The sequence below is a fragment of the Janthinobacterium sp. RA13 genome, assembly GCF_000745325.1.
Classification (GTDB): domain Bacteria; phylum Pseudomonadota; class Gammaproteobacteria; order Burkholderiales; family Burkholderiaceae_D; genus Janthinobacterium; species Janthinobacterium rivuli.
The window spans coordinates 3,773,382-3,795,591 of sequence record NZ_JQNP01000001.1 but is presented as its reverse complement, the minus strand read 5'-3'; the positions used below and the strand labels follow the sequence as shown (position 1 = coordinate 3,795,591).

Annotated in this window: 19 protein-coding genes; 16 read left to right on the top strand and 3 right to left on the bottom strand. The window is 62.5% G+C overall.

All coding sequences use genetic code 11. The features are described from left to right. Positions 1-23 precede the first annotated feature (23 nt). Positions 24-1,091 carry an aminoglycoside phosphotransferase family protein gene (locus tag FG13_RS16875; protein WP_035822738.1) on the bottom strand — a complete coding sequence of 356 codons (1,068 nt, stop codon included), beginning with the start codon at positions 1,089-1,091 and terminating at the stop codon, positions 24-26. Positions 1,092-1,189: 98 nt separating this feature from the next. On the opposite strand from FG13_RS16875, the gene FG13_RS16870 reads away from it, so the two are divergent. From FG13_RS16870 to rsmA, 4 genes are all read left to right on the top strand, one after another. Continuing rightward, positions 1,190-3,427 (top strand): LPS-assembly protein LptD, encoded by a 2,238-nt coding sequence (locus FG13_RS16870; protein WP_035822736.1) that lies wholly within the window; start codon positions 1,190-1,192, stop codon positions 3,425-3,427. A 103-nt stretch (positions 3,428-3,530) separates the two neighbouring features. Beyond that, a complete protein-coding gene (locus FG13_RS16865) occupies positions 3,531-4,925 on the top strand; it encodes a peptidylprolyl isomerase (protein ID WP_235211752.1) in 1,395 nt (464 codons plus the stop codon). Positions 4,926-4,944: 19 nt separating this feature from the next. Continuing rightward, a complete protein-coding gene (gene pdxA / locus FG13_RS16860) occupies positions 4,945-6,000 on the top strand; it encodes a 4-hydroxythreonine-4-phosphate dehydrogenase PdxA (protein ID WP_035822731.1) in 1,056 nt (351 codons plus the stop codon). 90 nt (positions 6,001-6,090) lie between these two features. Then, positions 6,091-6,870: a 16S rRNA (adenine(1518)-N(6)/adenine(1519)-N(6))-dimethyltransferase RsmA gene (gene rsmA, locus FG13_RS16855; RefSeq protein WP_035822728.1), complete on the top strand. Its 780-nt coding sequence runs from the start codon at positions 6,091-6,093 to the stop codon at positions 6,868-6,870. A 77-nt stretch (positions 6,871-6,947) separates the two neighbouring features. Here the strand turns inward: rsmA and FG13_RS16850 are convergent, their stop codons facing one another. Then, positions 6,948-7,865 (bottom strand): LysR family transcriptional regulator, encoded by a 918-nt coding sequence (locus tag FG13_RS16850; RefSeq protein ID WP_034778821.1) that lies wholly within the window; start codon positions 7,863-7,865, stop codon positions 6,948-6,950. Between the two features lie 237 nt (positions 7,866-8,102). On the opposite strand from FG13_RS16850, the gene FG13_RS16845 reads away from it, so the two are divergent. From FG13_RS16845 to FG13_RS16815, 7 genes are read left to right on the top strand one after another with little or no spacing between them, the layout of a single operon-like run. Next, entirely contained in the window at positions 8,103-9,206 is a 1,104-nt protein-coding gene (locus tag FG13_RS16845; protein ID WP_035822726.1) for a porin, read from the top strand. 57 nt (positions 9,207-9,263) lie between these two features. Further along, positions 9,264-10,286 (top strand): ABC transporter substrate-binding protein, encoded by a 1,023-nt coding sequence (locus FG13_RS16840; protein ID WP_035822724.1) that lies wholly within the window; start codon positions 9,264-9,266, stop codon positions 10,284-10,286. A 21-nt stretch (positions 10,287-10,307) separates the two neighbouring features. After that, entirely contained in the window at positions 10,308-11,147 is an 840-nt protein-coding gene (locus tag FG13_RS16835) for an ABC transporter permease (protein ID WP_035822721.1), read from the top strand. Next, entirely contained in the window at positions 11,144-11,923 is a 780-nt protein-coding gene (locus FG13_RS16830) for an ABC transporter permease (protein WP_035822719.1), read from the top strand. Before FG13_RS16835 ends, FG13_RS16830 begins: the two co-directional genes overlap by 4 nt. A gap of 13 nt (positions 11,924-11,936) precedes the next feature. Beyond that, on the top strand, positions 11,937-12,968 hold the full coding sequence (locus FG13_RS16825) for an ABC transporter ATP-binding protein (RefSeq protein WP_035822717.1): 1,032 nt from the start codon (positions 11,937-11,939) through the stop codon (positions 12,966-12,968). 17 nt (positions 12,969-12,985) lie between these two features. After that, the gene (locus tag FG13_RS16820) at positions 12,986-13,930 is read left to right on the top strand and encodes a nucleoside hydrolase (RefSeq protein WP_035822715.1); all 945 of its coding nucleotides are present in this window, start codon (positions 12,986-12,988) and stop codon (positions 13,928-13,930) included. 25 nt (positions 13,931-13,955) lie between these two features. Then, the gene (locus FG13_RS16815; RefSeq protein WP_035822713.1) at positions 13,956-15,011 is read left to right on the top strand and encodes an adenosine deaminase family protein; all 1,056 of its coding nucleotides are present in this window, start codon (positions 13,956-13,958) and stop codon (positions 15,009-15,011) included. Between the two features lies 1 nt (position 15,012). Here the strand turns inward: FG13_RS16815 and FG13_RS16810 are convergent, their stop codons facing one another. Beyond that, positions 15,013-16,395 carry a short-chain fatty acyl-CoA regulator family protein gene (locus FG13_RS16810; protein ID WP_035822707.1) on the bottom strand — a complete coding sequence of 461 codons (1,383 nt, stop codon included), beginning with the start codon at positions 16,393-16,395 and terminating at the stop codon, positions 15,013-15,015. A 157-nt stretch (positions 16,396-16,552) separates the two neighbouring features. On the opposite strand from FG13_RS16810, the gene FG13_RS16805 reads away from it, so the two are divergent. The 5 genes from FG13_RS16805 to mmsB all read left to right on the top strand — a co-directional run bounded on the left by FG13_RS16805 (position 16,553) and on the right by mmsB (position 22,146). Further along, positions 16,553-18,061, top strand: a complete 1,509-nt coding sequence (locus FG13_RS16805; RefSeq protein ID WP_035822705.1) for a CoA-acylating methylmalonate-semialdehyde dehydrogenase — start codon at positions 16,553-16,555, stop codon at positions 18,059-18,061. 9 nt (positions 18,062-18,070) lie between these two features. Further along, entirely contained in the window at positions 18,071-19,231 is a 1,161-nt protein-coding gene (locus FG13_RS16800; RefSeq protein WP_035822703.1) for an acyl-CoA dehydrogenase family protein, read from the top strand. After that, positions 19,228-20,013: an enoyl-CoA hydratase gene (locus tag FG13_RS16795; RefSeq protein ID WP_035822702.1), complete on the top strand. Its 786-nt coding sequence runs from the start codon at positions 19,228-19,230 to the stop codon at positions 20,011-20,013. The genes FG13_RS16800 and FG13_RS16795 overlap by 4 nt, the downstream gene beginning before the upstream one ends. Continuing rightward, complete coding sequence (locus FG13_RS16790; protein WP_035822701.1) at positions 20,006-21,124, top strand: enoyl-CoA hydratase/isomerase family protein; 1,119 nt, start codon at positions 20,006-20,008, stop codon at positions 21,122-21,124. The genes FG13_RS16795 and FG13_RS16790 overlap by 8 nt, the downstream gene beginning before the upstream one ends. A gap of 119 nt (positions 21,125-21,243) precedes the next feature. Further along, positions 21,244-22,146, top strand: a complete 903-nt coding sequence (gene mmsB, locus FG13_RS16785) for a 3-hydroxyisobutyrate dehydrogenase (protein WP_035822699.1) — start codon at positions 21,244-21,246, stop codon at positions 22,144-22,146. Positions 22,147-22,210 lie beyond the last annotated feature (64 nt).

Genomic DNA, 22,210 nt, shown 5'->3' with positions numbered 1-22,210 from the left:
GCAGTAGGTTTTGGCCGGTGTCCTCAGAAGGTGTAGCCGACTTGGGGCGTTTTGTTCTCGAGGGCATCGAGCAAACGTACCAGCGGCTTGAGTTCCGTGTAGCGGTTGGCCGTCTTGCGCACGTAGTCGAGCACGGTTGGCAGGTCGCCCATGTACAGATCCTTGCCATCGCGGTAATTCAGGCGCGCGAACAGGCCAAGGATTTTCAGGTGGCGCTGCAGGGCCGTGAATTCGAAATCGCGGTAGAAGGCGTCGATGTCGGGATTGACTGGCAAGCCCAGCTGCTTGGCGCGCTGCCAGTAGCGGATCACCCAGTCGAGCACCAGTTCCTCATCCCACTGGATATACGCGTCGCGCAGCAGCGAGGCGATGTCGTAGGTGACGGGGCCGAAGACGGCGTCCTGGAAGTCGAGGATGCCGGGATTGGGGATGGAACCATCGTTGATGTGCATCAAATTGCGCGAATGGTAGTCGCGGTGCATGAACACTTGCTGCTGCGACAAGATATTCGCCGTGATGGCCTCGAAAACCTTGTCCAGCTGGGTCTGTTGCACATCCGTCAAGGTGGCGCCCAGGTGCTTGCCGATAAACCATTCCGGGAACAGATTCATTTCGCGCAGGATGAAGGCGCGGTCGAATTCAGGCAAGACGTCGGGCTGGCTGGCCAGCTGGATTTTCATCAGCGATTCCAGCGCTTCGGCGTACAGCACGCTGGCATTGTCGTGGTTCAGGGCGTCGAGATAGGTGGTCGTGCCCAGGTCGGACAGCAGCAGGAAGCCCTGTTCCAGGTCTTGCGCGATGATCTCGGGCACGGACACGCCGGCGCCTTTCAGCAAGCCGGCCACCTTGATATAGGCGGGCACGTTTTCGCGCTCGGGCGGCGCATCCATGGCGATCAGTGTACTTCCTGGCAATGTTGCATTGCCTGGCAGCACGTCGAGACGGTAGTAGCGGCGGAAGCTCGCATCGCTGGAAGCGGGGCGGGCGGATTCGGGCGCGACGAGGTTCAGAGGGGCCAACCAGGCTTTCAACAGGGTCAGGCGAGCGTCGGCGGAGGCCGGCGCGGTGGAGGAATTGGGGGAGAATGACATTAAGCGGCCTGTGGAATCGGGTTGATGGTGCGTATTCCCATATAATAAGGGATTCAAATCAAAAAATCGCCTGTCATGGTGCTTGCCCCTTCCAATTCATGAGCTGGTTTTCGGCCTCCCCCCCTTCGCAGCGCTGGGCTTTCGCCATCAGCGCGCTCGTCGCCGCCACGACGGTGCCTGTCCACGCCCAGAAAGTGCCGCGCCCGGTTCACGTGGAAGATCCCGACGCGCCCACCGTCATGACGGCGAACAGCATGAACGGACGCCCCGAAAGGGAGATCAATCTCGACAAAAATGTCGTGATTGAGCGCGGAAAAACCACAAAAATGACGGCCGATACAGCTTGTTACAAACAAGTTGAAGATCAGTTCGACGCCGAGGGCCATATCAAGATGTGGCGTTTCGGCGATTACTACACGGGCGACGTCCTGAAGCTGAACATGGAGACCGGCAAGGGTTTCCTGCTCAACCCGACGTACCGCTTCGAAGTGGGCGGCGGCCAGGGCAAGGCCGAGCGCGTCGACTTCATCAACCCCGACGAAGCCACTGTCATCGATGGCACCTACAGTACCTGCGAAGGGCCGAATCCGGACTGGTACCTGAAATCGAGCACCTTGAACCTCGATACGGGCCGCGACGTGGGCACCGGCAGCAAGACCATCATCTATTTCAAGGACGTGCCGATCCTGGGCACGCCGGGCATTTCATTTTCGCTGTCCGGTGCGCGCCGCTCGGGCTGGCTGGCGCCCACGCCGGGCTTTGCCTCGAAGAACGGCTTCGAGCTGCTGATGCCGTATTACGTGAACATCGCGCCGAACCGCGACCTGACCCTGTTCCCGCGCTACATCCAGCGGCGCGGCATCCAGCTCGGCGCGACGGGCCGCTACATGGGCGAGACGGATGCCGGCCTGTACCAAGGTGAAACGTCGTTCGAGTTCTTGCCTAACGACAAGCAAACCAAGACCAACCGCTACATGATCAAGTCCAGGCATGAGCAGGCGCTGGCCAAGGGCTGGAGTTACAGCTGGGATCTGCGCGAGGCGTCCGACAATAATTACCCGAACGATTTTTCGAAAACCGTCGCCACCGCCACCGAGCGCCAGTTGCTGCGCGAATTGCGCACCGATTACCGCACCGAGGACTGGAACCTGACGGCGCGCGTGCAGAATTACCAGGTGCTGCAGGATCCCGATCCCAACGTGACCGTGCCGCGTCCGTATGACCGCTTGCCGGCGGTGAACTTCCACGCTGGCAAATATGACGTCTGGGGCGGCTTCGACTGGACCTTCGACGCGGAAGCGACGCGCTTCGCCCACCCGACCCTGGTGCAAGGCTCGCGCCTCGTGGCCGTGCCGCAGGTGAGTTTCCCCATCATGCGCCCTGGCTACTTCGTCACGCCCAAGCTGATGCTCAATGCCAGCGCGTATCAGCTCGACAATGACGCCAGGACCAAGGCGCTGTTTCCGGATACGTCGTTTACGCGCGCCGTGCCGACCTTCTCGGTCGACAGCGGCCTGGTGTTTGAACGCGACACGAATCTGTTTGGCGCCAAGGGCGGCACGCAAACCCTGGAGCCTCGCCTGTTCTACGTCTACACGCCGTACCGCGACCAGTCGCAGTTTCCGAATTTCGATACGGCCGACGGCACTTTCAACCTGACGCAGATATTCACGGAAAACCGTTTTGTCGGTAGCGACCGCATCGGCGACGCCAACCAGGTCACGGCCGCCGTCGTCTCGCGCTTCCTGCAGTCGGACGGCACGGAGCGCATGCGCCTGACCTTTGGCCAGCGTTTCTATTTTGCCGACCAGCGCGTGCAGCTCAATTCGACCACGCCCGTCAACCAGTCGCGTTCCGATATTCTGCTGGCGGCAACGGGCCGCGTGTCCGAGACTTGGACCGCCGACAGCCTAGTGCAGTACAATCCCAGCGATCGCCGCCTGATGAGCTACAACTACAGCTTGCAATATCAGCCAGGTCCCAAGAAAGTATTGAATTTCAGCAATCGTTTCCAGCGTGACAGTTTGCGCAATGCGGAAATATCGACGCAATGGCCGTTGACGGACCGCCTGTATGGCGTGGGACGCATCAGTTACTCCATCAAGGATCGCAGCATGCTGGAAAGCCTGGTCGGTCTGGAATACAAGGGCGACTGCTGGGTGTTCCGCATGGGCGCGCAGCGTTTCGTGACGACGGCCAAGACTGTCTCGACGCCGATCTTCTTCCAGCTGGAATTGACGGGCTTGTCGAACGGCCTGGGTCTGGGCGCGAATGGCCTGGAAACTTTTACAAAAACCATCCCTGGTTACCAGACACTGAGCCAGCCACTCCGTTAAGATAGGCACCGTTGCCGCCGCCGGTGTCCCCGGCGCTGGCACAAACCGGTTTTTTTATTCACCTGAACTCATGAGCGCTCTACACATTATGCGTAATGCCAGTATGCACCAACTCAAAATTGCAACGGTTTTGTTGTGCGCCATTTCCGGCGCCGCGACCAGTAGTGTCTGGGCGCAACAGGCTGCGTCAGCGCCTGTCGCCACGCCCGCTGCCGCTGCCCCAGCGCCGGCCAAGGGGTTCACGCCACCGGCCTCGAGCAGTGGCCAGACCATCGACTCCATCGCCGTCGTCGTCAATGATGAAGTGATTACGCGCAATGAAGTAGTTGCCCGCATCAAGAGCGTGGAGCAGCGCATGAAGGCGCAGAACGTGCCCTTGCCCGATCCGGCCGACCTGCGTCGTCAATTGCTGGAGCGCATGATTGTTGAGCGCGCACAAATGCAGCTGGCCAAGGAAATGGGCGTGCGCGTGGATGACCAGACCCTGGACCGCGCGATCGGCCGTATTGCTGAGCAGCAAAAAATGACGGTGCAGGAATTGCGCAACCAGATGGAAAAAGAAGGCACGCCGTTTGCGACCTTCCGCGAAGAAATCCGCGATGAAATCATCATGCAGCGCCTGCGCGAACATGAAGTCGACGCCAAGATCCAGATTTCCGATTCCGAAGTGGATAACTTCCTGGAAGCGGAAAAAGCGGCCGCCAGCGAACAGGTGGAGCTGAATCTGGCGCAGATTCTCGTGCGCATTCCGGAAAACTCCAGCCCCGAACAGATCGCCGCGCGCCGCGCGCGTGCCGAAGAAGTCAGCCGCCAGCTGCGCACGGGCGCCGATTTCGCCAAGATGGCCGCCACCTATTCCGACGCCAGCGATGCGCTGAGCGGCGGCGATATCGGCTGGCGCCATAGCGACCGCGTGCCGCCCCTGTTCACGGAGCAACTGCTGAAACTGAAACCGGGCCAGATCACGCCTATCATCAAGAGCAACACCGGTTTCCATATCCTCAAGCTGGTGGACCGCCGCAGCGCGGCCGAAGCGCAAGCCGTCGCTGCCGTGCAGCAGACGCATGCCCGCCATATCCTGCTGAAAGTAACGCCGACCCTGTCGGCTGCCGAAGCCAAGCGTAAATTGCTGGAATTGAAAGAGCGCCTCGACAACAAGGCCGCCAAGTTCGAAGACCTGGCCCGTTTGTTCTCGAATGACGGTTCGGCGGCCAAGGGCGGAGACCTGGGCTGGCTGTATCCAGGCGACACCGTGCCGGAATTCGAAACGGCGATGAATGCGCTGAAACCGGGCGAGGTGAGCGAGCCGATCGAATCGAGCTTCGGCTTCCACCTGATCGAAGTGCTGGAACGCAAGAGCGACGACGTCTCGAAAGAGAAACAGCGCGCCGCCGCACGCAATGCCTTGCGCGAACGCAAGCTGGAAGAAGCGACGGAAAACTGGGCGCGCGAAGTGCGCGACCGTGCCTACGTCGAATTCCGCGCGGACGACCAGTAATGCCGCTGATTCATTGCGCATGAGTAACTTGCCCCCTGCACGCCGCCCGGCCATCGCCATCACTTGTGGCGAACCGGCCGGTGTTGGCCCGGAAATTTCCATACGCGCGGCCTGGGCCATGCGCAATGAGGTCAACTGCATCCTGCTGGGCGACGCTGCCTTCCTGGCGCTGACGGCCAGCCTGATCGATCCGGAGATCCGACTGGCGGCGCTGTCGCTGCAAGCCGTGCGCAACAGCGGCTTGCCTCAGTTCGGACCGGGCCGCCTGGCCGTGATCGATATTCCCACCGTCAACAATGTCATTCCCGGCGTGCTGGACAAGGAAAACGGGCGTTCCGTGCTCGCGACCCTGGACGCGGCCGTGGAAGGCATAGCAGCCGGCTGGTTCGGCGCCATGGTCACGGCGCCCTTGCAAAAAAGCACGATCAACGACGCCGGCGTGGCCTTTTCCGGCCACACGGAATACCTGGCAGAAAAAACCAATACACCGCAAGTGGTGATGATGCTGGCTGGCGAACCGGGACATGGCGAACCGACCCTGCGCGTGGCGCTGGCCACCACGCACCTGCCATTGAAGGACGTGTCCGCCGCCATCACGATGGACAGCCTGGCCGTCACGCTCGATATTCTCCAGACGGACCTGCAACAGAAATTCGGCATCGCCGCGCCGCGCATCCTCGTTACCGGCCTGAACCCGCATGCGGGCGAGGGCGGGTATCTGGGACGCGAGGAAATCGACGTCATCGCCCCGGCGATTGCCGCGGCGCAAGCGCGCGGCATCGATGCGCGCGGACCGTATCCGGCCGACACCCTGTTCCAGCAAAAATATCTGGCCGACGCCGATTGCGTGCTGGCCATGTACCACGACCAGGGCTTGCCTGTGCTGAAATACGCGACATTCGGGCGCGGCATCAATATCACCCTGGGCTTGCCGCTGATCCGCACCTCGGTCGACCATGGCACGGCGCTGGACCTGGCCGCGCAAGGGCTGGGGCTGGCCGATTGCCACAGCATGGAGCAGGCCCTGCAAACGGCGCTCGACATGCTGCGCGCGAGTACCCCGACCAGAGCGTAGGTCGGGTTAGCCGCAAGGCGTAACCCGACGCTGCCTGCTCAACGATCCCGCCGGCCTGTGCCGGCTTTACCGCATTGATAGAAAAAAATTATGAAACACGTTGCCCGCAAACGCTTTGGCCAGAACTTCCTGCATGACCGCTTCGTCCTCGACGACATCACGGCCGCCATCGGGCCGCAGGCGGACGATGCCATGGTCGAGATCGGTCCCGGCCTGGGCGCCATGACGGAGCAGCTGCTGCGCCATTTGAAACAGATGCATGTGGTCGAGCTGGACCGCGACCTGATCGTGCGCCTGGAAAAAACGTTTAACCCGGCCAAGCTGACGATCCATTCGGGCGACGCGCTGAAGTTCGATTTCGCGCAAATCCCCGTGCCGGCCGGCCAGAAGCTGCGCATCGTGGGCAACTTGCCGTACAACATCTCCAGCCCGCTGCTGTTCCACCTGGCGGATTTCGCGCCGCTGGTGCAGGACCAGCATTTCATGCTGCAAAAGGAAGTCGTCGAACGCATGGTGGCCGAACCGGGCAGCAAGGCGTATGGCCGCCTGTCCGTGATGCTGCAATGGCGCTACAAAATGTCGCTGCTGTTCATCGTACCGCCGACAGCGTTTGACCCGCCGCCGAAGGTGGAATCGGCCATCGTGCGCATGATCCCCGTGGCCGAGCGCCTGGCGTGCGACCAGGCGACGCTGGAAGCGGTGGTCATGAAGGCCTTCTCGCAACGCCGCAAGGTGATCCGCAACTGCCTGGCCGGCATGTTTACGGAAGAGCAGATCAAGGCGGCCGGCATCGACCCGACCCTGCGTCCGGAAACCGTGGGGCTGGAGCAGTATGTTGCTTTGGCGAATCTGCTCAAAGCACCGCAGTAAGCATTGTCAAACCCAAGGGCGAGGACTGGGGTCGGACCCTCAGGGTCCGACCCCGGCTGTTCATCCGTTGGGTTTATTCAAAACCACTGGTCGACCTGCTGCAAATCCTGCCGCAGCGCTGAAAAACAGTCGTCCACGTGGTGGTTGCGGCTGATTTCATTGCGCCGCATCAAGGCGATCTTGCGCTTGCACGTGGGTTGGCGCAGCGGTGCCACGTGCAGGTCCTCGTCGTTGAGGAAGGTCGTGTACAGGCTGGGCATGATGCCCACGGCGATGCCGGCGCGCACCACGCCATACAGCGATTCGCTGTGTATCATCTGGTACAGGCTCGACGGGCTCAAGCCATGCTGGCGCAGCGCGCTCGAGGCGAATTCCCAGATGCTGCCCTTGGTGAACACGACGATTTCCTGGCCCGCCAGTTGCTCCCAGCGCACTTCCTTCAGTGGCGCCAGCGCATGGCGTCCCGCCGTCACCAGCACCAGCTCGTCTTCAAACAGGCCCACGCTTTCCAGCGACACGGAGCCGGGCACCTCGATGCCCACGCAAAAGTCCAGCTGACCCGAATGCAGCGCGTGCAGCAAGCCGTCGTTGGGCATGTCCGACAGGACGATTTCCACTTCGTCGCCATGCTGCTCGCAGTAGCGCGCCACCACCACGGCCGTCATCGCCATGGCGGACGGTATCGCGCCGATGCGGATGCGGTGCCGGCCGCTGCCGATGGCGCGCTGGATATCGGCAAACGTGTTGCTCGCCGTATTCAATAAATGCGTGGCGTAATCGAGCGCCAGCTTGCCTTCGCGCGTCAGTTCCAGCTGGTGGGTTGTGCGGTTAAACAACTTTTTCCCCAGTTGATTTTCCAGCAGCTTGATCGACGCGCTGAGGGCTGGCTGGGTCACGCACAATTCCTGTGCAGCCTTGCTGAAGCTGTTTACCCGGGCTAAGGTGGCAAACGCTTGCAAATGTCGTAAGGAAATCTTCTTGCTCAACTCATGCATGGGTTTTGCTTATTAGAAAAAGTAATGGATTTATAAAAATAAACAAATTTTCTTATCCCGCAATTTACCATATTCTGGACTGGTCTTTACTTGTCTTGAAGGCAACAATCTTCAGAGAAGCGCTTGCCAGGCGGCGCCGGTACTCGCGGTGGCACGCCATGCAGGGGACGCATCAATACAATAATTCCAAAAAACTCAGGGTTTATTCTTTTTAGGGTGGCGGCGATGAACAAATGGATGACGGGAACGATGGTCGTGGGTGGCTTGCTGGCGGCGCAGGGCGCGGCGCAGGCGCAAAGCAGCGTGCAAGTGTATGGCTTGCTGTCGGCCGGTATCGGCTATGTCTCGGATGAGGGTAACGGCAGCCGCACGCATGCGCTGAGCGGCACGAATCAGAATCCCCGCATCGGTTTCCGCGGCCAGGAAGACCTGGGCAACGGCACCAAGGCCATCTTCGTGCTGGAAAACGGTTTTAACGTGATGACGGGCGCGGCCTCGCAAAGCGGTCGCCTGTTCGGCCGCCAGTCGTATGTGGGCCTGTCCAGCAACGACAAGGGCACCCTGACTCTGGGGCGCCAGTACGAAGCCGTCAAGGATCTGCTGGGCCCGGTGGTCATCGCCAGTAACGGCGTGCATATCGGCGACAACGACAATGGCTACAACAACTTGCGCGTGCAAAACGCCGTCAAGTACGTCAGCCCGAACATCAGCAACGTGTCGTTCACGGGCTTGTATGGTGTCAGCGAAAATCCCCAGGATTCCAACCGCAACCGCGTCTACAGCATGGGCGCCGGCTACAAGGTCGATGCCTTCAGCTGGGCCGTCGCCTATACCAAGATGGATCACCCGAACAGCCCGGACGCGCCGAATGGCGCCATTGGCAATGACTATGGCAGCCCCTTGTTGATCTTCAACAAGAGCGCCGTCAGCGGCGCCGGCGTGAATGACCAGGCCATCGCCGGCACGGGAGGCTTTTATAATGTGGGCAAGACCAAGTTTGGCGCGCTGTACACCAACGTGCGCTACCACTACCTGGATCAAAGCAATCTGACCTTGCAAAACGTGGACCTGAACGTGAACCACAAGCTGACGGAAGCGCTGAACCTGGGCGCCTCGTATTTCTTTACCACCGGTAAATATGACGTGATCAACAAGACGCCGAAATGGCATCAGGTCAACTTCCAGGCCGATTACTTCCTGTCCAAACGCACCGATGTCGCCATCACCTGGAGCTACCAGAAAGCGGCGGGCGACGCGACGTTCGCGCGCGTGTTCGGCTTTGGCGCCTCGGGCGGCAAGACGCAAAGCGTTCTGATCGTCGGCATGCGACATTATTTCTGAGTCTGATACATCTTTACAGGCGCTGTCCCGCAGCGCCGTCCCCTGAAAGGAAGCATCTTGAAAAAGCACCTCATGTTGGCGTTGAGCCTAGGCTTGCTGGCTAACGCCGCCCACGCGGAAAAACGCGAGCTGGTCATTTCGGCCTATCCGATTGCCCAGCCCTTGTTCATGAAGTATGTGTACGAGCCGTTCAAGGCCAAATGCGGTTGCGATATCAAGGTGGAAACGGGGAATAATGCGGACCGCATCGCCAAGCTGGTGGTGCACGCCAAAAATCCGGTGATCGACCTGGTGCTGCTGTCCGATTCCGGCATGCTGGAAGCGGCGCAAAAAGGCGTCATCCAGCCCATGGATTATGCCAAGCTGAGCAATTACAAAGCCCTGTATGACGTGGCGAAAAACCCCATCGGCGGCAACTTCGCCGTCGGCTACACCTTGTACTCGGTCGGCCTGGTGTACCGCAGCGACAAGATTGCCCCGCTGACGTCGTGGAAGGACCTGTGGCGCCCTGAACTGAAGGGCCGCGTGGCCTTCCCCGACGTGAGCACCACGCAGGGCCCGTTGATGCTGCGCATGGCCGATGCGGCCTGGGGCGGCAAGACGGACGACTACGCCACCGGTTTTGCGAAGATCGTCGGCATGAAGGGCAACGTCGTCACGTTCTCGAAGAACAGCGCGCAGCTGGCCGCCCTGTTTGCGCAAGATGAAATCTGGGCCGCGCCCGTGGCGCGCTTTACGTGGTCGCAAATGCTCAAGACGGGCCTGCCCCTGAAATGGAGCATCCCGGCCGAAGGCCAGGCGGCCGGCATGAATGTGATGGGCATCGTGGCCGGCTCGAAGAATGCGGACCTGGCGTACCAGCTGATGGATTTCTGGCTGTCCAAGGAAGTGCAGACGCAGCTGGCGACCAACCTGGTCGACTCGCCCGTCAACAAGGACGTGCGCCTGTCCGTGGCTGCCGCGCAATTCAATACCTATGGCGCCGATCAGATCACTTCGCTGAAATTCGTCAAGCCGGAAACCATCATCAAGCAGCGCAGCAACTGGATGACGCAGTGGAACAAGGCCATGAGCAAATAGTGGTGACGAGGAGAGAACACCATGTTTGCTGATCCAAAAAAGCGTCTGGGACTGCTGCTGGTCCTGCCGGCGCTGATCTTTATCGTTGTCTGCTTCCTGCTGCCCGTGCTGGCTTTGCTGGTCGACGCCTTCCGCGTCGGCGACGGCATGCAGTGGGGCGTTGACCGCTTCATTGACTTCTTCTCGCAGGAATTCAACCGCACCATCTTTTGGCGCACCCTGCGCATCGCCGCGCTGGTGACGCTCGCCTCCATCATCCTCGGCTACCCGGCCGCGCAAGCCGTGGCGCGCGTGTCGCCGAAGTGGCGCGGGCTGGTGGTCGGCATGATGATCCTGCCGCTGATGGTCTCGCCGATTGCGCGTACCTATGCGTGGATCGTGCTGCTGGGCCGTAACGGCGCCATCAACGCGGCACTGGTCAACATGGGCTTGACGGAAGAGCCGCTGCGTTTGCTGTTCAGTGAGTTCGCCGTGTTTGTCGGCCTGCTGCAATTGCTGCTGCCGCTGATGCTGATGTCGCTGGCGGGCGCGCTGGAAAACCTGCCGCGCGACGTCGAGCCGGCCGCGGCAACGTTGGGCGCCAATCCATGGCAAGTCTTCTGCAAGGTCACCCTGCCGCTGACGCAGGAAGGCCTGGTTGTCGGCGGCACCCTGGTATTTACGGGCTGCGTGACGGCCTACGTGACGCCGGCCCTGCTGGGCGGCACCAAGGTGCTGATGCTGGAAACCCTGCTCTACCAGAAGGTCAGCGTGGAGAGCGATTTCGGCGCGGCGAATGTCATCGCCGTCATCCTCGTCTGCATGACCCTGCTGGTGAATGCCGGCCTTAAACGTATTTCCTCGAGCCGGAGTTCCGTATGAAAGAAAGCCTGTTTTCGCGCGCCGTCCTGTGGCTGGTGTTTTTGTTCCTGCTGGGGCCTTTCGCCATCGTCGTGCTGGCCGGCTTTTCCGGCGGCGAGACGCTGGCGTTCCCGCCCGAGTCGTATTCGCTGCGCTGGATACTCGAAGTGTGGTCGGCGCCCGAGTTCCGCCGCGCTTTCCAGACCAGCCTGGAGATCGGCCTGATCGCCACCGTCATCGCGCTGCTGCTGGGCATACCCGTCGCGTATGCGTTTTCGCGCATGCCGCCGCCCGGTATCGGTGCCATCCGCCAGATCCTGACGTCGCCGCTGATCATTCCCGCTATCCTCGTCGGCCTGGGCTTGCTGCACCACCTGGTGCTGACCATCAACGCGCCCGTGTATGTCGGCCTGCTGATCGGCCATATCGCGCTGTTGATTCCGTATTCGGTGCGCGTCGTGTACGCCAGCCTGGTGAATTTGCGCGTGGATATCGAGGATGCCGCCATCACGCTGGGCGCGTCGCGCCTGCGCGCGTTTTTCATGATCGTGCTGCCGAATATCCGCAACGCCGTGATCGCCGCCTTCTTCCTCGCCTTCGTCACCTCGTTCAACCAGGTGCCCGTGTCGCTGTTCCTCACGGGTCCCGGCATCAGCACCTTGCCGATCGAGATGCTGGGCCATATGGAAAACAGCTTCGATCCGTCGATCGCTGCCCTGTCGACCTTGCTGGTCTTGTTCACCATGGCCTTCGTGATGGTGACCGAGAAGGTGCTGGGCATTTCTAAATACATGTAAGAGGCAACACACCATGAGTTATCTGGAACTGCACAAGCTGAACCTCGGCTACGCGAAGAACACGACGTCCGTGAAAGACCTGGACTTGCACGTCGAGCAGGGCGAACTAATTTCCCTGCTGGGCCCCAGCGGCTGCGGCAAGACCACCACCATGCGCGCCATCGCCGGCCTGATGCCGCTGCAGTCGGGCCGCATCGTTTTGGATGGCCGCGAAATCGGCAAGCTGGCGCCCAATAAACGCAATATCGGCATGGTGTTCCAGTCGTATGCGCTGTTCCCGCACCTGAATGTGTACGACAACATCGCGTTTGGCCTGCGCCTGCGCAAGGTCGCGCCGGCCCTGCTGAAAACCAAGGTGGAAGCCGTGATCGGCGCCGTGGGCCTGACGGGGTTCGAGACGCGCTTGCCGGCGCAGATGTCCGGCGGCCAGCAGCAGCGCGTGGCGCTGGCGCGCGCCATCGTCGTCGAACCGGCCCTGTTGCTGCTCGATGAACCGCTGTCGAACCTGGACGCCAAGCTGCGCGTGCAGATGCGCGCCGAACTGCGCCGCATCCAGCGCGAACTGGGCATCACCATGCTGTACGTGACGCATGACCAGGAAGAAGCGCTGGCCCTGTCCGACCGCATCGTCGTCATGAATGGCGGGCGCATCGAGCAGCTGGCCGCGCCGGAAGCCGTCTTCAATACGCCGTCGACGCGCTTTGTCGCCAACTTCATGGGCTTTGAAAACCTGTTCGACTACCGCGACGGCGCGCTGCACCACGCGGGCGCCAGCCTGCCGTACACGTCTCCCGTCGCTGCCGGCACCACGGTGCTGGGCTGGCGTCCGGACAAGGTGCGCGTCTGCGCCTTTGATGACGCGGCGGGCCAGTATCCGGGCACCGTGCTGGCGCGTGGCTTCCTGGGCGACACCGTCGAATACCTGCTGCAAACGCCGCTGGGCCAGGTCAAGGGTATCTGTGCGGCCGGCGGCGCCGCCTGGCGCGAAGGCACTGCCGTCTCGTTCGTGCTGCCTGCCGGCAGCGCCCTGTGTTTGGCTGCGTAACCTCGTTTGGAATCATCATGGACAAACCCTTGAAAAAGATCTGGCTCGACACCGATCCCGGTTTCGACGACTGGCTGACGATGCTGCTCTTGAGTAGCAATCCGGACATCGAGTGGCTGGGCGTGAGCGTGGTGGCGGGCAATGCGCCCGTCGCCATCACCTACGACAACGCCTTGCGCATCAAGGCCCATGACGGTTTGACGGTGCCGATCTACCGCGGCTGCGAAGAGCCGCTGGCCGGCGTCATCGAAACGGCGCAGCGCATCCTCGGCGACAGCGGCATGCCGACGACGGGCGAGATCCTGCCACCCGGCGCGGCCACGGACGCTCCCGGCCACGCCGTCGATGCGCTGATTGACGCCGTGCGCAAGTATCCTGGCCAGATCACCATCATGGCGATTGCGCCGATGACCAATATCGCAACCGCGCTGGCCAAGGCGCCCGACATCGCGGAAAAAATCGTCGAAATCATTTTGATGGGCGGCTCGACCGACCAGGGCAACCATACGGCGGCAGCCGAATTCAATATCTATGCGGACCCGGAAGCGGCCGCCCAGGTGTTCCAGGCCGGCATCCCGCTGCGCATGTTCGGCCTGAACCTGTGCCGCCAGCTCTTGGTGACGAATGCGGAAGTGCGGCAGCTGCGCGCCATCGGCACGCCGCGCGCGCAGCGGCTGGCCGGCTACCTGGAAGCGTATGTGCGCATCCGCAGCGCCGACGGTTCCGTGCCCATGCCCATGTACGACCCCGTGGTGGCCCTGTACCTGGAAGCGCCGCAGCTGTTCCAGTTCCAGAGCGCCCACGTGGCCATCGAGTTGACGGGCGAACTGACGCGCGGCATGACGGTGTGCGAGTTCCGCGTGCCGCGCCGCGCCGCCATCAATACGCAAGTGGCGATGCTGGCCGACGGCCCGGCCGCCATCGCACTGCTGATGCAGCGCCTCGCCGGCATTCTCGCCTGATCCACTCCATTACGAAACGAGTTTCATGTCTAATTCCCCCCTGAGCATCGAACAGTTTTTACGCGCCATGCCGAAAGTGGAGTTGCATTGCCATTTGTTCGGCACGGTGCGCCAGGCAACCTTCCGCGCGCTGGCCGCGAAGACGGGCAATGTCGTCACCCCCGAGGAAATCGACTCTTTCTACACGCGCGGCGACAAGCCCGTCGGCGTGCTGCGCGTGCTGCGCGCGCTCGATGCGCACCTGATCGTCTCGCCGACGGACCTGTATTGCCTCGCCTACGAATACCTGGAAGACGTGCATGGCCACGGCGTGCGTTATGCGGAGTTCTTCTGGAATCCGACCGGCACCGTGCGCGTCTCGGGCATCCGCTATGAAGCGGCGCAAGACGCCATCGTGGCCGCCATCCGTGATGCGCAGCGCGACTTTGGCGTGATCGGCCGTTTGATCCCCAGCATCGACCGCGAAGCGGCTCCCGCGGAAGCCGTGCAGATGGTGGAATGGATGAAGGCTTACCGCGCGCCGGAAGTGATCGGCATCGGCATCGACTACCGCGAAAACGACCGTCCGCCCGAGCTGTTCATCGACGCCTACCGCGCCGCGCGCGAGGCCGGATTCAAATGCACGGCGCATGCGGGCGAATTCGGCATGCCGTGGATGAACGTGGCGACGGCCATCGAGCAACTGCAGGTGGACCGGGTCGACCATGGCTACACCATCGTCGACAACCCGGAACTGGCGCAGCGCTGCGTGGAGCGCGGCCTTGTCTTCACCGTGGTGCCAACCAATTCCTATTATCTGCGCACGCTGGCGCCCGAGCGTTGGGCGCTCGATCACCCGATCCGCGCCATGGCCAAGCTGGGCCTGAAACTGCATCCGAACACGGACGACCCGACCCTGCACCACGTGACGCCGACGGGCGCCTGGATGATGATGCGCGAATTCGGTTTCGGCCTCGATGACATGCGCGGCTTCATGTTGAATGGCCTCGACGCGGCCTGGATAGACGAGTCCACGCGGCGCGACTGGCGCGCGGAGTTTGCGCGCGAATTCGATGCGTTGCGCGCCCGGGTCGCCGAGTAAATCAGGCCGACGCTGGCGGCGGTGCCAGCAGCGACGGAAACGCCCGCTGCGGGCAGCTTTGGCGCTCGCACACCTTGCAGCCCGTGCCGATGGGCGTGGCGCTGCTCGGGTCGTGCAAATCGAGTCCCTTCGAGTAGATCAGCCGGTGCGCCTGCGAAATGTCGCAGCCCAGCGCCACGGCAAACGTCTTGCCCGGTGCCCGAAAGCCCGGCGAGGCCGTGCTGACCTGGCGCGCGATCCACAGATAGGTGCAGCCGTCCGGCATGCTGGCCACTTGCGTGAGTACTTGTCCCGGATGGCTGAAGGCGTCGTAGACGATCCACAGCGGGCACGTGCCACCCACTCTTGAGAAATGAAAGTCCGTGGCCGACTGGCGCTTCGAGACGTTGCCTGCGCGGTCGACGCGCACGAAGAAAAACGGCAGCCCGGCCGCGTCGGGGCGCTGCATGGTGCTCAGGCGGTGGCACACGGCTTCGAAGCCCACGCCGAACTGGTGCGCCAGGCGCTCGATATCGTAGGCGCGCGTTTCCGCCGCCTGCAGGAAGCGCTGGTACGGCATCAACAGGGCGCCCGCGAAATAATTGGAAAACGCCAGGCGCGCGCTCGTTTGCGCGGCCGCGCCGGAGAGTCCCGCCGCCAGCACGAGAGCGTCGATCAGCTCGCTGTGCTCGAGCAGGCTGATTTGCGCCGCCATCTGGAAGGCGCGCTGGCCGCCCGTCAGGGTGTCGGGCAGCCACAAAATCTGTTGCTGGGCGTCGTAGCGGTGCTTGCGCACCATGCCCGCGTCGCCATCGGACAGGCGCACTGCGATGCCGTGGCGTTCCAGCAGCCGGCCTTGCAGCGCATCGAGCGTGCGCAGGGCGGGATCGAATTGTCCCGCCACCAGTTCCGCCGCCCGGTCCAGCTCATCGATGTAATTTTGCCGCCGGTTCAGGTATTCGCGCACTTCCTCGTCCGTGGACGGCGCCGCCGAGCTGGCGCCGCGGCTGCCGTCGTCGAGGCGCGCGGCCAGCGTGTCGGCCCGTTCCGCCATCACCCGGTAGCGCCGCTGCAAGAGCAAAATCGAGCGGGCCAGTTCCGGCATGTTTTCCACCAGCATTTTCAATTCCGCCATCGAGGTGGGCGGCGCGTCGGGCAATTCGCCGAACACGTCGCGCACGTCGGCCACGAGGCTGGCGCTGTCGTGTTCGGAAAAGATTTGCGGATCGACCCCCAGCACGGTGCCGATGCGCAGCAAAATCGGCACCGTCAGCGGGCGTTGGTTGCGTTCCATCTGGTTCAGGTAGCTGGGCGAAATGCCCAGGGACTTGGCCAGCGCCACCTGCGTCATGCGCCGTTCCTCGCGCAGCCGCTGCAGGCGCACGCCCATGAAAACCTTTGCCATCGCGTTTCCTCTTCCCCGGTTTGTGGAATCTGCAAATTTACAACATTTGCAGATTAACAGATTCAGCTTTGCATTATCTCGCATTTTCACGCCTTGTTCGCGGCGGCGATTGTGCGAATAATGCAAACAGACTGATACCCACACAAGGAGACACCGAGTGACCACGCAAACTGCAATTCCGACCGTTCCCCTCTTGATCAACGGCGAGTGGGTTGAATCCCAGACCACCGTCTGGCGCGACGTCGTCAACCCGGCCACGCAGGAAGTTCTGGCCAAGGTGCCGTTCGCCACGCCGGACGAAGTCAATGCGGCCATCGCCTCGGCCCAGCGCGCCTTCAAAACCTGGCGCAAGACGCCGATTGGCGCGCGCGCACGTATCTTTTTGAAGCTCCAGCAGCTGATCCGTGAAAACATGGCCGACCTGGCCGCGACGCTCACCATGGAACAGGGCAAGACCCTGCTCGACGCGGAAGGCGACGTCTTCCGCGGTCTGGAAGTGGTGGAACATGCCGCCAATATCGGCACCCTGCAAATGGGTGAATACGCGCAAAACGTGGCCGGTGGCGTCGATACCTACAGCGTGATGCAACCGCTGGGTGTGTGCGCCGGCATTACCCCGTTCAATTTCCCCGCCATGATCCCGCTGTGGATGTTCCCGATGGCGATTGCCTGCGGCAATACTTTTGTTTTGAAACCATCGGAGCAAGACCCGCTGGTGACGGAAAAACTCGTGCGCCTGGCCTTGCAGGCGGGTATTCCGGCCGGCGTGCTGAACGTGATACACGGTGGTGAAGACGTCGTCAATGCCCTGTGCGACCACCCGGACATCAAGGCGATCTCGTTCGTTGGCTCCAGCAAGGTGGGCACGCATGTGTACCAGCGTGCCAGCCTGAACGGCAAACGCGCGCAATGCATGATGGGCGCCAAGAACCACGCCGTCGTGCTGCCGGACGCCAATAAAGAACAGACACTGAACCAGCTGCTGGGCGCCGGTTTCGGCGCGGCCGGCCAGCGTTGCATGGCCGCCTCCGTCGCCGTGCTGGTGGGCGAGGCGCGCGAGTGGCTGCCGGAATTGTCGGCCAAGGCGCAGACCCTGACGGTGGGCGCGGGCAAGGACAATCCGGATCTGGGTCCCGTCATTTCGTGCGCGGCAAAAGAGCGCGTGTTCAGCCTGGTCGCCAAAGGCATCGAGCAGGGCGCGGTGCTGACCCTCGATGGCCGCGACGTCAAGGTCGATGGCTATCCGAACGGTAACTTTGTGGGACCGACGATTCTGTCCGGCGTGAAACCTGGCATGGTCGTGTATGACCAGGAAATCTTTGGCCCCGTCCTGATCGTCGTCGAAGTCGACACGCTCGATGAAGCGATTGCCCTGGTCAACGCGAATCCGAACGGCAACGGCACGGCGCTGTTCACGCAAAGCGGCGCGGCCGCCCGCTACTTCCAGGAAGAAATCGACGTGGGCCAGGTCGGCATCAACGTGCCCATTCCCGTGCCCGTTCCCCTGTTCAGCTTTACGGGTTCGCGCGGCTCCAAGCTGGGCGATCTGGGTCCGTTCGGCAAGCAAGTCGTGCTGTTCTACACGCAGACGCAAACGATTACCCAGCGCTGGTTCACGGACGCGGCCTCGGTGGGCAAGGTCAACACCACCATCAGCCTGAAATAAGGAGCTGGCATGGACTTTGAACTGAGCGACGAGCAGCGCGAGTTCCAGCAGGCGGCGCGCGCGTTTGCCGAAGGGGAACTGGCGCCGCACGCGGCCCATTGGGACGCGGAATCGATCTTTCCCGTGGAAACGATCGCCAAGGCGGGCGAGATGGGCTTTTGCGGCCTGTACACGCCGCAGCGCTGGGGCGGCCTGGGCCTCTCGCGCCAGGATGCGGCCATCGTGTTTGAAGAGCTGGCCGGCGGCTGCACCTCGACCACGGCCTACATCACGATTCACAACATGGCCACCTGGATGCTGTCGCGCTGGGGCCAGGAAGCCCTGTGCGACGAGTGGGTGCCGGCCCTGGCCGCTGGCCAGAAGCTGGCCAGTTATTGCCTGACGGAACCGCAGTCGGGTTCCGACGCGGCATCCTTGCGCACCAAGGCCGTGAAGGACGGCGACTTTTATGTACTCGACGGTACGAAAGCCTTCATTTCCGGCGCGGGCCAGACGGACATGCTGATCGTCATGGCGAGAACCGGCGGCGAAGGCGCGGCCGGCATTTCCGCGTTTGCCGTGCCGGCGAACTTGCCCGGCATCGTGTATGGCAAGAAAGAAGAAAAGATGGGCTGGAACAGCCAGCCCACGCGCATCATCAGCTTCGACCAGGTGAAAGTGCCGGCTGCTAACTTGCTGGGTGCGGAAGGCGAAGGCTTTGCCATTGCCATGAAGGGCATCGACGGCGGACGCATCAATATCGCCGTGTGCTCGGTGGGTACGGCGCAGGCGGCCCTCACGCGGGCGCAGGTGTACATGAAGGAGCGCACGCAGTTCGGCCGCGAACTGGCGCAATTCCAGGCTCTGCAATTCAAGCTGGCCGACATGCTGACGGAACTGGTGGCGGCGCGCCAGATGGTGCGCCTGGCGGCCTGGAAACTGGACCAGGAAAGCCCGGACGCCACGGCGTATTGCGCCATGGCCAAACGTTTCGCCACGGATGTCGGTTTTAATGTGGCCAACGATGCGCTGCAATTGCACGGCGGCTACGGCTACATCCGCGAGTATCCGCTCGAGCGCCACGTGCGCGACACGCGGGTACATCAAATCCTGGAAGGGACGAATGAAATCATGCGCCTGATCGTCGCGCGAGCGATTTTGAAAGACGGCGCCACGGAGACCTTACGATGAGCAAAGTGTATACAAATTTACTGCTGGAACGCCGTGGCCACACGGCCCTGGTGACCCTCGACAACCCGCCAGCCCACACGTGGACCCTGGCCAGCCTGAACGCGCTGACGCAGCTGGTGGCCGACCTGAATGCCGATCCGGACGTGTATGCGCTGGTGATCACGGGTGGCGGCGCCAAGTTCTTCTCGGCCGGTGCGGATCTGAAAGTGTTTGCCGACGGCAATAAGGACACGGCGTTCGCCATGGCCGCCGCCTTTGGCGAGGCCTTCGAGGCGCTGTCCGCGTTTCGCGGCGTCAGCATCGCCGCCATCAATGGCTATGCCATGGGTGGCGGGCTCGAGTGCGCGCTCGCTTGCGACATCCGCATCGCCGAAGAACACGCGCAGATGGCCTTGCCGGAAGCGTCGGTCGGCTTGCTGCCGTGCGCGGGCGGCACGCAGCATTTGCCGTGGCTGGTGGGCGAAGGCTGGGCCAAGCGCATGATTTTATGTGGCGAGAGAGTCGATGCGGCGAAGGCCCTGGCCATCGGCCTGGTCGAGGAAGTCGTGCCAACCGGCAAGGCTGCCGCCACGGCGCTGGCCCTGGCCGCCAAGGTGGCGCGCCAGAGCCCCAGCAGCGTGACGGCGTGCAAGACCCTGATCCAGGGCGCGCGCAGCCATCCGCTGGTCAATTCCTTGCCCGACGAGCGCACCCTGTTCCTCGGTCTGTTCGATACGCAAGACCAGAAAGAGGGCGTGCAAGCGTTCCTGGAAAAACGTCCGGCGGAGTGGAAGAATGGTTGAGACCGTCAAGATAGAAGAACGCGACTGTCCCGGCGGCATGAAGCTGGGCGTCATCACCCTCGACGCGCCAAAGTCGCTGCACGCCCTGACCCTGGACATGATACGTGCCATCGATGGCGCCCTCGTGCGCTGGGCCAGTGACGCTGCCATCGCCTGCGTGGTGCTGCAATCGTCGACCGACAAGGCCTTCTGTGCCGGCGGCGACGTGCGCAGCCTGCGCACGGCCGTGGTCGAGCAGCCGGATGTCGTGCCGAACCCGCAGGCGCTGGCCTTCTTTGCCGAGGAATACCGGCTCGACCACCGCATCCATACGTACGTGAAACCGTTGCTGGTATGGGGCGGCGGCATCGTCATGGGCGGCGGGCTGGGCCTGATGGCGGGCGCCAGCCACCGTGTCGTGACGGAAAGCACGCGCATCGCCATGCCGGAAATTACGATCGGCCTGTTCCCGGACGTGGGCGGCAGCTGGTTCCTGGGCCGCATGCCGGGGCGCAGCGGACTGTTCCTGGGGCTGACGGGGGCGCCGATGAACGCGGCCGACGCCCTGTTCACCGGTCTGGGCGACTATTTCCTGCGCCAGGAAGAGCGCGCCATGGTGCTCGACTCTCTGGCGCTGGCGCAATGGCAAGCCAGCCCGCAAGCGAACAGCGAGCAGCTGAATCGCCTGCTGCGCGGCTTCTCGGCGCCGGCATCCATGCTGCCCGTCTCGGAAGTGCGCGCCAACTTCGACGCCATCGCCGTGCTGACGCAAGCGCCCACCTTGCCTGAAGTGGTGGCGGCCATTGCCGCGTATGACGGCGATTCGGCGTGGTTGCAAAAGGCGGCTCACTCGCTGGACAAGGGCGCGCCCACTTCGGCCGCCTTGGTGTGGGCCATGCGTGAACGCACACGCCACATGAGTCTGGCGCAAGTGTTCCAGCTGGAACTGACCGTGGCGGTGCAGTGCTGCGCCCATGCCGATTTCCGCGAAGGCGTGCGCGCCTTGCTGATCGACAAGGACAACGCGCCGCAGTGGCAGCCGGCCAGCCTGGCCGAGGTCAGCGATGCGTACCTCAATGAATACTTCACGGCGCCGTGGACACAGCATCCATTGGCCGATTTACCCATTTAAACATTTAAGTAGTGCATAAAAATGCTCAGGGCTAGGCGCCTTGCCGAAGGCAGTACGACTAGTACGACGAGGCAAGGCAACAACGCCATGGGCTTTTTTAGGCGCTACAGGAGACATACATGCAACATATCGCTTTCATCGGCTTGGGCAACATGGGCGCGCCGATGGCCCGCAATCTGGTGGCCGCCGGCTTCCACGTGTCCGTGTTCGACCTGGCGCCGGCGGCAGTGGCGTCCCTCGTTGAGGCGGGCGCCACGGCGGCTGCGTCCGCCAGCGCGGCCGTGCAGACGGCCGACGCCGTCATCACCATGTTGCCAGCCAACAAGCACGTGCAGGAACTGTACCTGGCGGCCGGCGGCGTGCTGGACTCGGCCAAGCCCGGTGCCTTGTTCATCGATTGCAGCACCATTGCGGCCGATGTGGCGCGCCAGGTAGCGCAAGCGGCTGGCGAGCGCGGCTTTGCCATGATCGATGCGCCCGTCTCGGGCGGCACGGCGGGCGCGGCGGCCGGCACCCTGACCTTTATCGTCGGCGGTAGTGTAGCGGCCTTGCAGCAGGCGCGGCCTTTGCTGGAAAAGATGGGCAAGAACATCTTCCATGCGGGCGAGGCGGGCGCGGGCCAGGTGGCGAAGATTTGCAACAACATGCTGCTGGGGATCTTGATGGCGGGGACGGCCGAGGCGCTGAACCTGGGCGTGGCGCATGGCCTGGACCCGAAAGTGTTGTCCGATATCATGGCCAAGAGTTCGGGCCGCAACTGGACCCTGGAAGTGTACAACCCGTGGCCCGGTGTCATGGACGGCACGCCTGCTTCGCGCGATTACACGGGCGGCTTCGGCACGGCGCTGATGCTGAAAGACCTGGGCCTGGCGCAGCAGTCGGCCCTGTCGGCGAACGCGCCCACGCCCTTGGGCGGGCTGGTGCGGCAGTTGTACCAGATGCATGCGCAAGCCGGTTATGCGCAGCAGGATTTCTCTAGCATCGTGCAAATGTTGCAGCCGGGCTTGAATAAACCCGTTTGAGGAATTTTGGGCAAAAAAAAGCCCGCTGGTAAAAGCGGGCTAAATCCAATTCTTGGAAGAGTTG

Coding starts and splice junctions, on each gene's coding strand:
- FG13_RS16870 (WP_035822736.1), top strand. CDS start 1,190: ATGAGCTGGTTTTCGGCCTCCCCCCCTTCGCAGCGCTGGGCTTTCGCC.
- FG13_RS16820 (WP_035822715.1), top strand. CDS start 12,986: ATGGACAAACCCTTGAAAAAGATCTGGCTCGACACCGATCCCGGTTTC.
- rsmA (WP_035822728.1), top strand. CDS start 6,091: ATGAAACACGTTGCCCGCAAACGCTTTGGCCAGAACTTCCTGCATGAC.
- FG13_RS16825 (WP_035822717.1), top strand. CDS start 11,937: ATGAGTTATCTGGAACTGCACAAGCTGAACCTCGGCTACGCGAAGAAC.
- FG13_RS16835 (WP_035822721.1), top strand. CDS start 10,308: ATGTTTGCTGATCCAAAAAAGCGTCTGGGACTGCTGCTGGTCCTGCCG.
- FG13_RS16810 (WP_035822707.1), bottom strand. CDS start 16,395: ATGGCAAAGGTTTTCATGGGCGTGCGCCTGCAGCGGCTGCGCGAGGAA.
- FG13_RS16800 (WP_035822703.1), top strand. CDS start 18,071: ATGGACTTTGAACTGAGCGACGAGCAGCGCGAGTTCCAGCAGGCGGCG.
- mmsB (WP_035822699.1), top strand. CDS start 21,244: ATGCAACATATCGCTTTCATCGGCTTGGGCAACATGGGCGCGCCGATG.
- FG13_RS16815 (WP_035822713.1), top strand. CDS start 13,956: ATGTCTAATTCCCCCCTGAGCATCGAACAGTTTTTACGCGCCATGCCG.
- FG13_RS16875 (WP_035822738.1), bottom strand. CDS start 1,091: ATGTCATTCTCCCCCAATTCCTCCACCGCGCCGGCCTCCGCCGACGCT.
- FG13_RS16795 (WP_035822702.1), top strand. CDS start 19,228: ATGAGCAAAGTGTATACAAATTTACTGCTGGAACGCCGTGGCCACACG.
- FG13_RS16790 (WP_035822701.1), top strand. CDS start 20,006: ATGGTTGAGACCGTCAAGATAGAAGAACGCGACTGTCCCGGCGGCATG.
- FG13_RS16865 (WP_235211752.1), top strand. CDS start 3,531: ATGCACCAACTCAAAATTGCAACGGTTTTGTTGTGCGCCATTTCCGGC.
- pdxA (WP_035822731.1), top strand. CDS start 4,945: ATGAGTAACTTGCCCCCTGCACGCCGCCCGGCCATCGCCATCACTTGT.
- FG13_RS16850 (WP_034778821.1), bottom strand. CDS start 7,865: ATGCATGAGTTGAGCAAGAAGATTTCCTTACGACATTTGCAAGCGTTT.
- FG13_RS16830 (WP_035822719.1), top strand. CDS start 11,144: ATGAAAGAAAGCCTGTTTTCGCGCGCCGTCCTGTGGCTGGTGTTTTTG.
- FG13_RS16845 (WP_035822726.1), top strand. CDS start 8,103: ATGACGGGAACGATGGTCGTGGGTGGCTTGCTGGCGGCGCAGGGCGCG.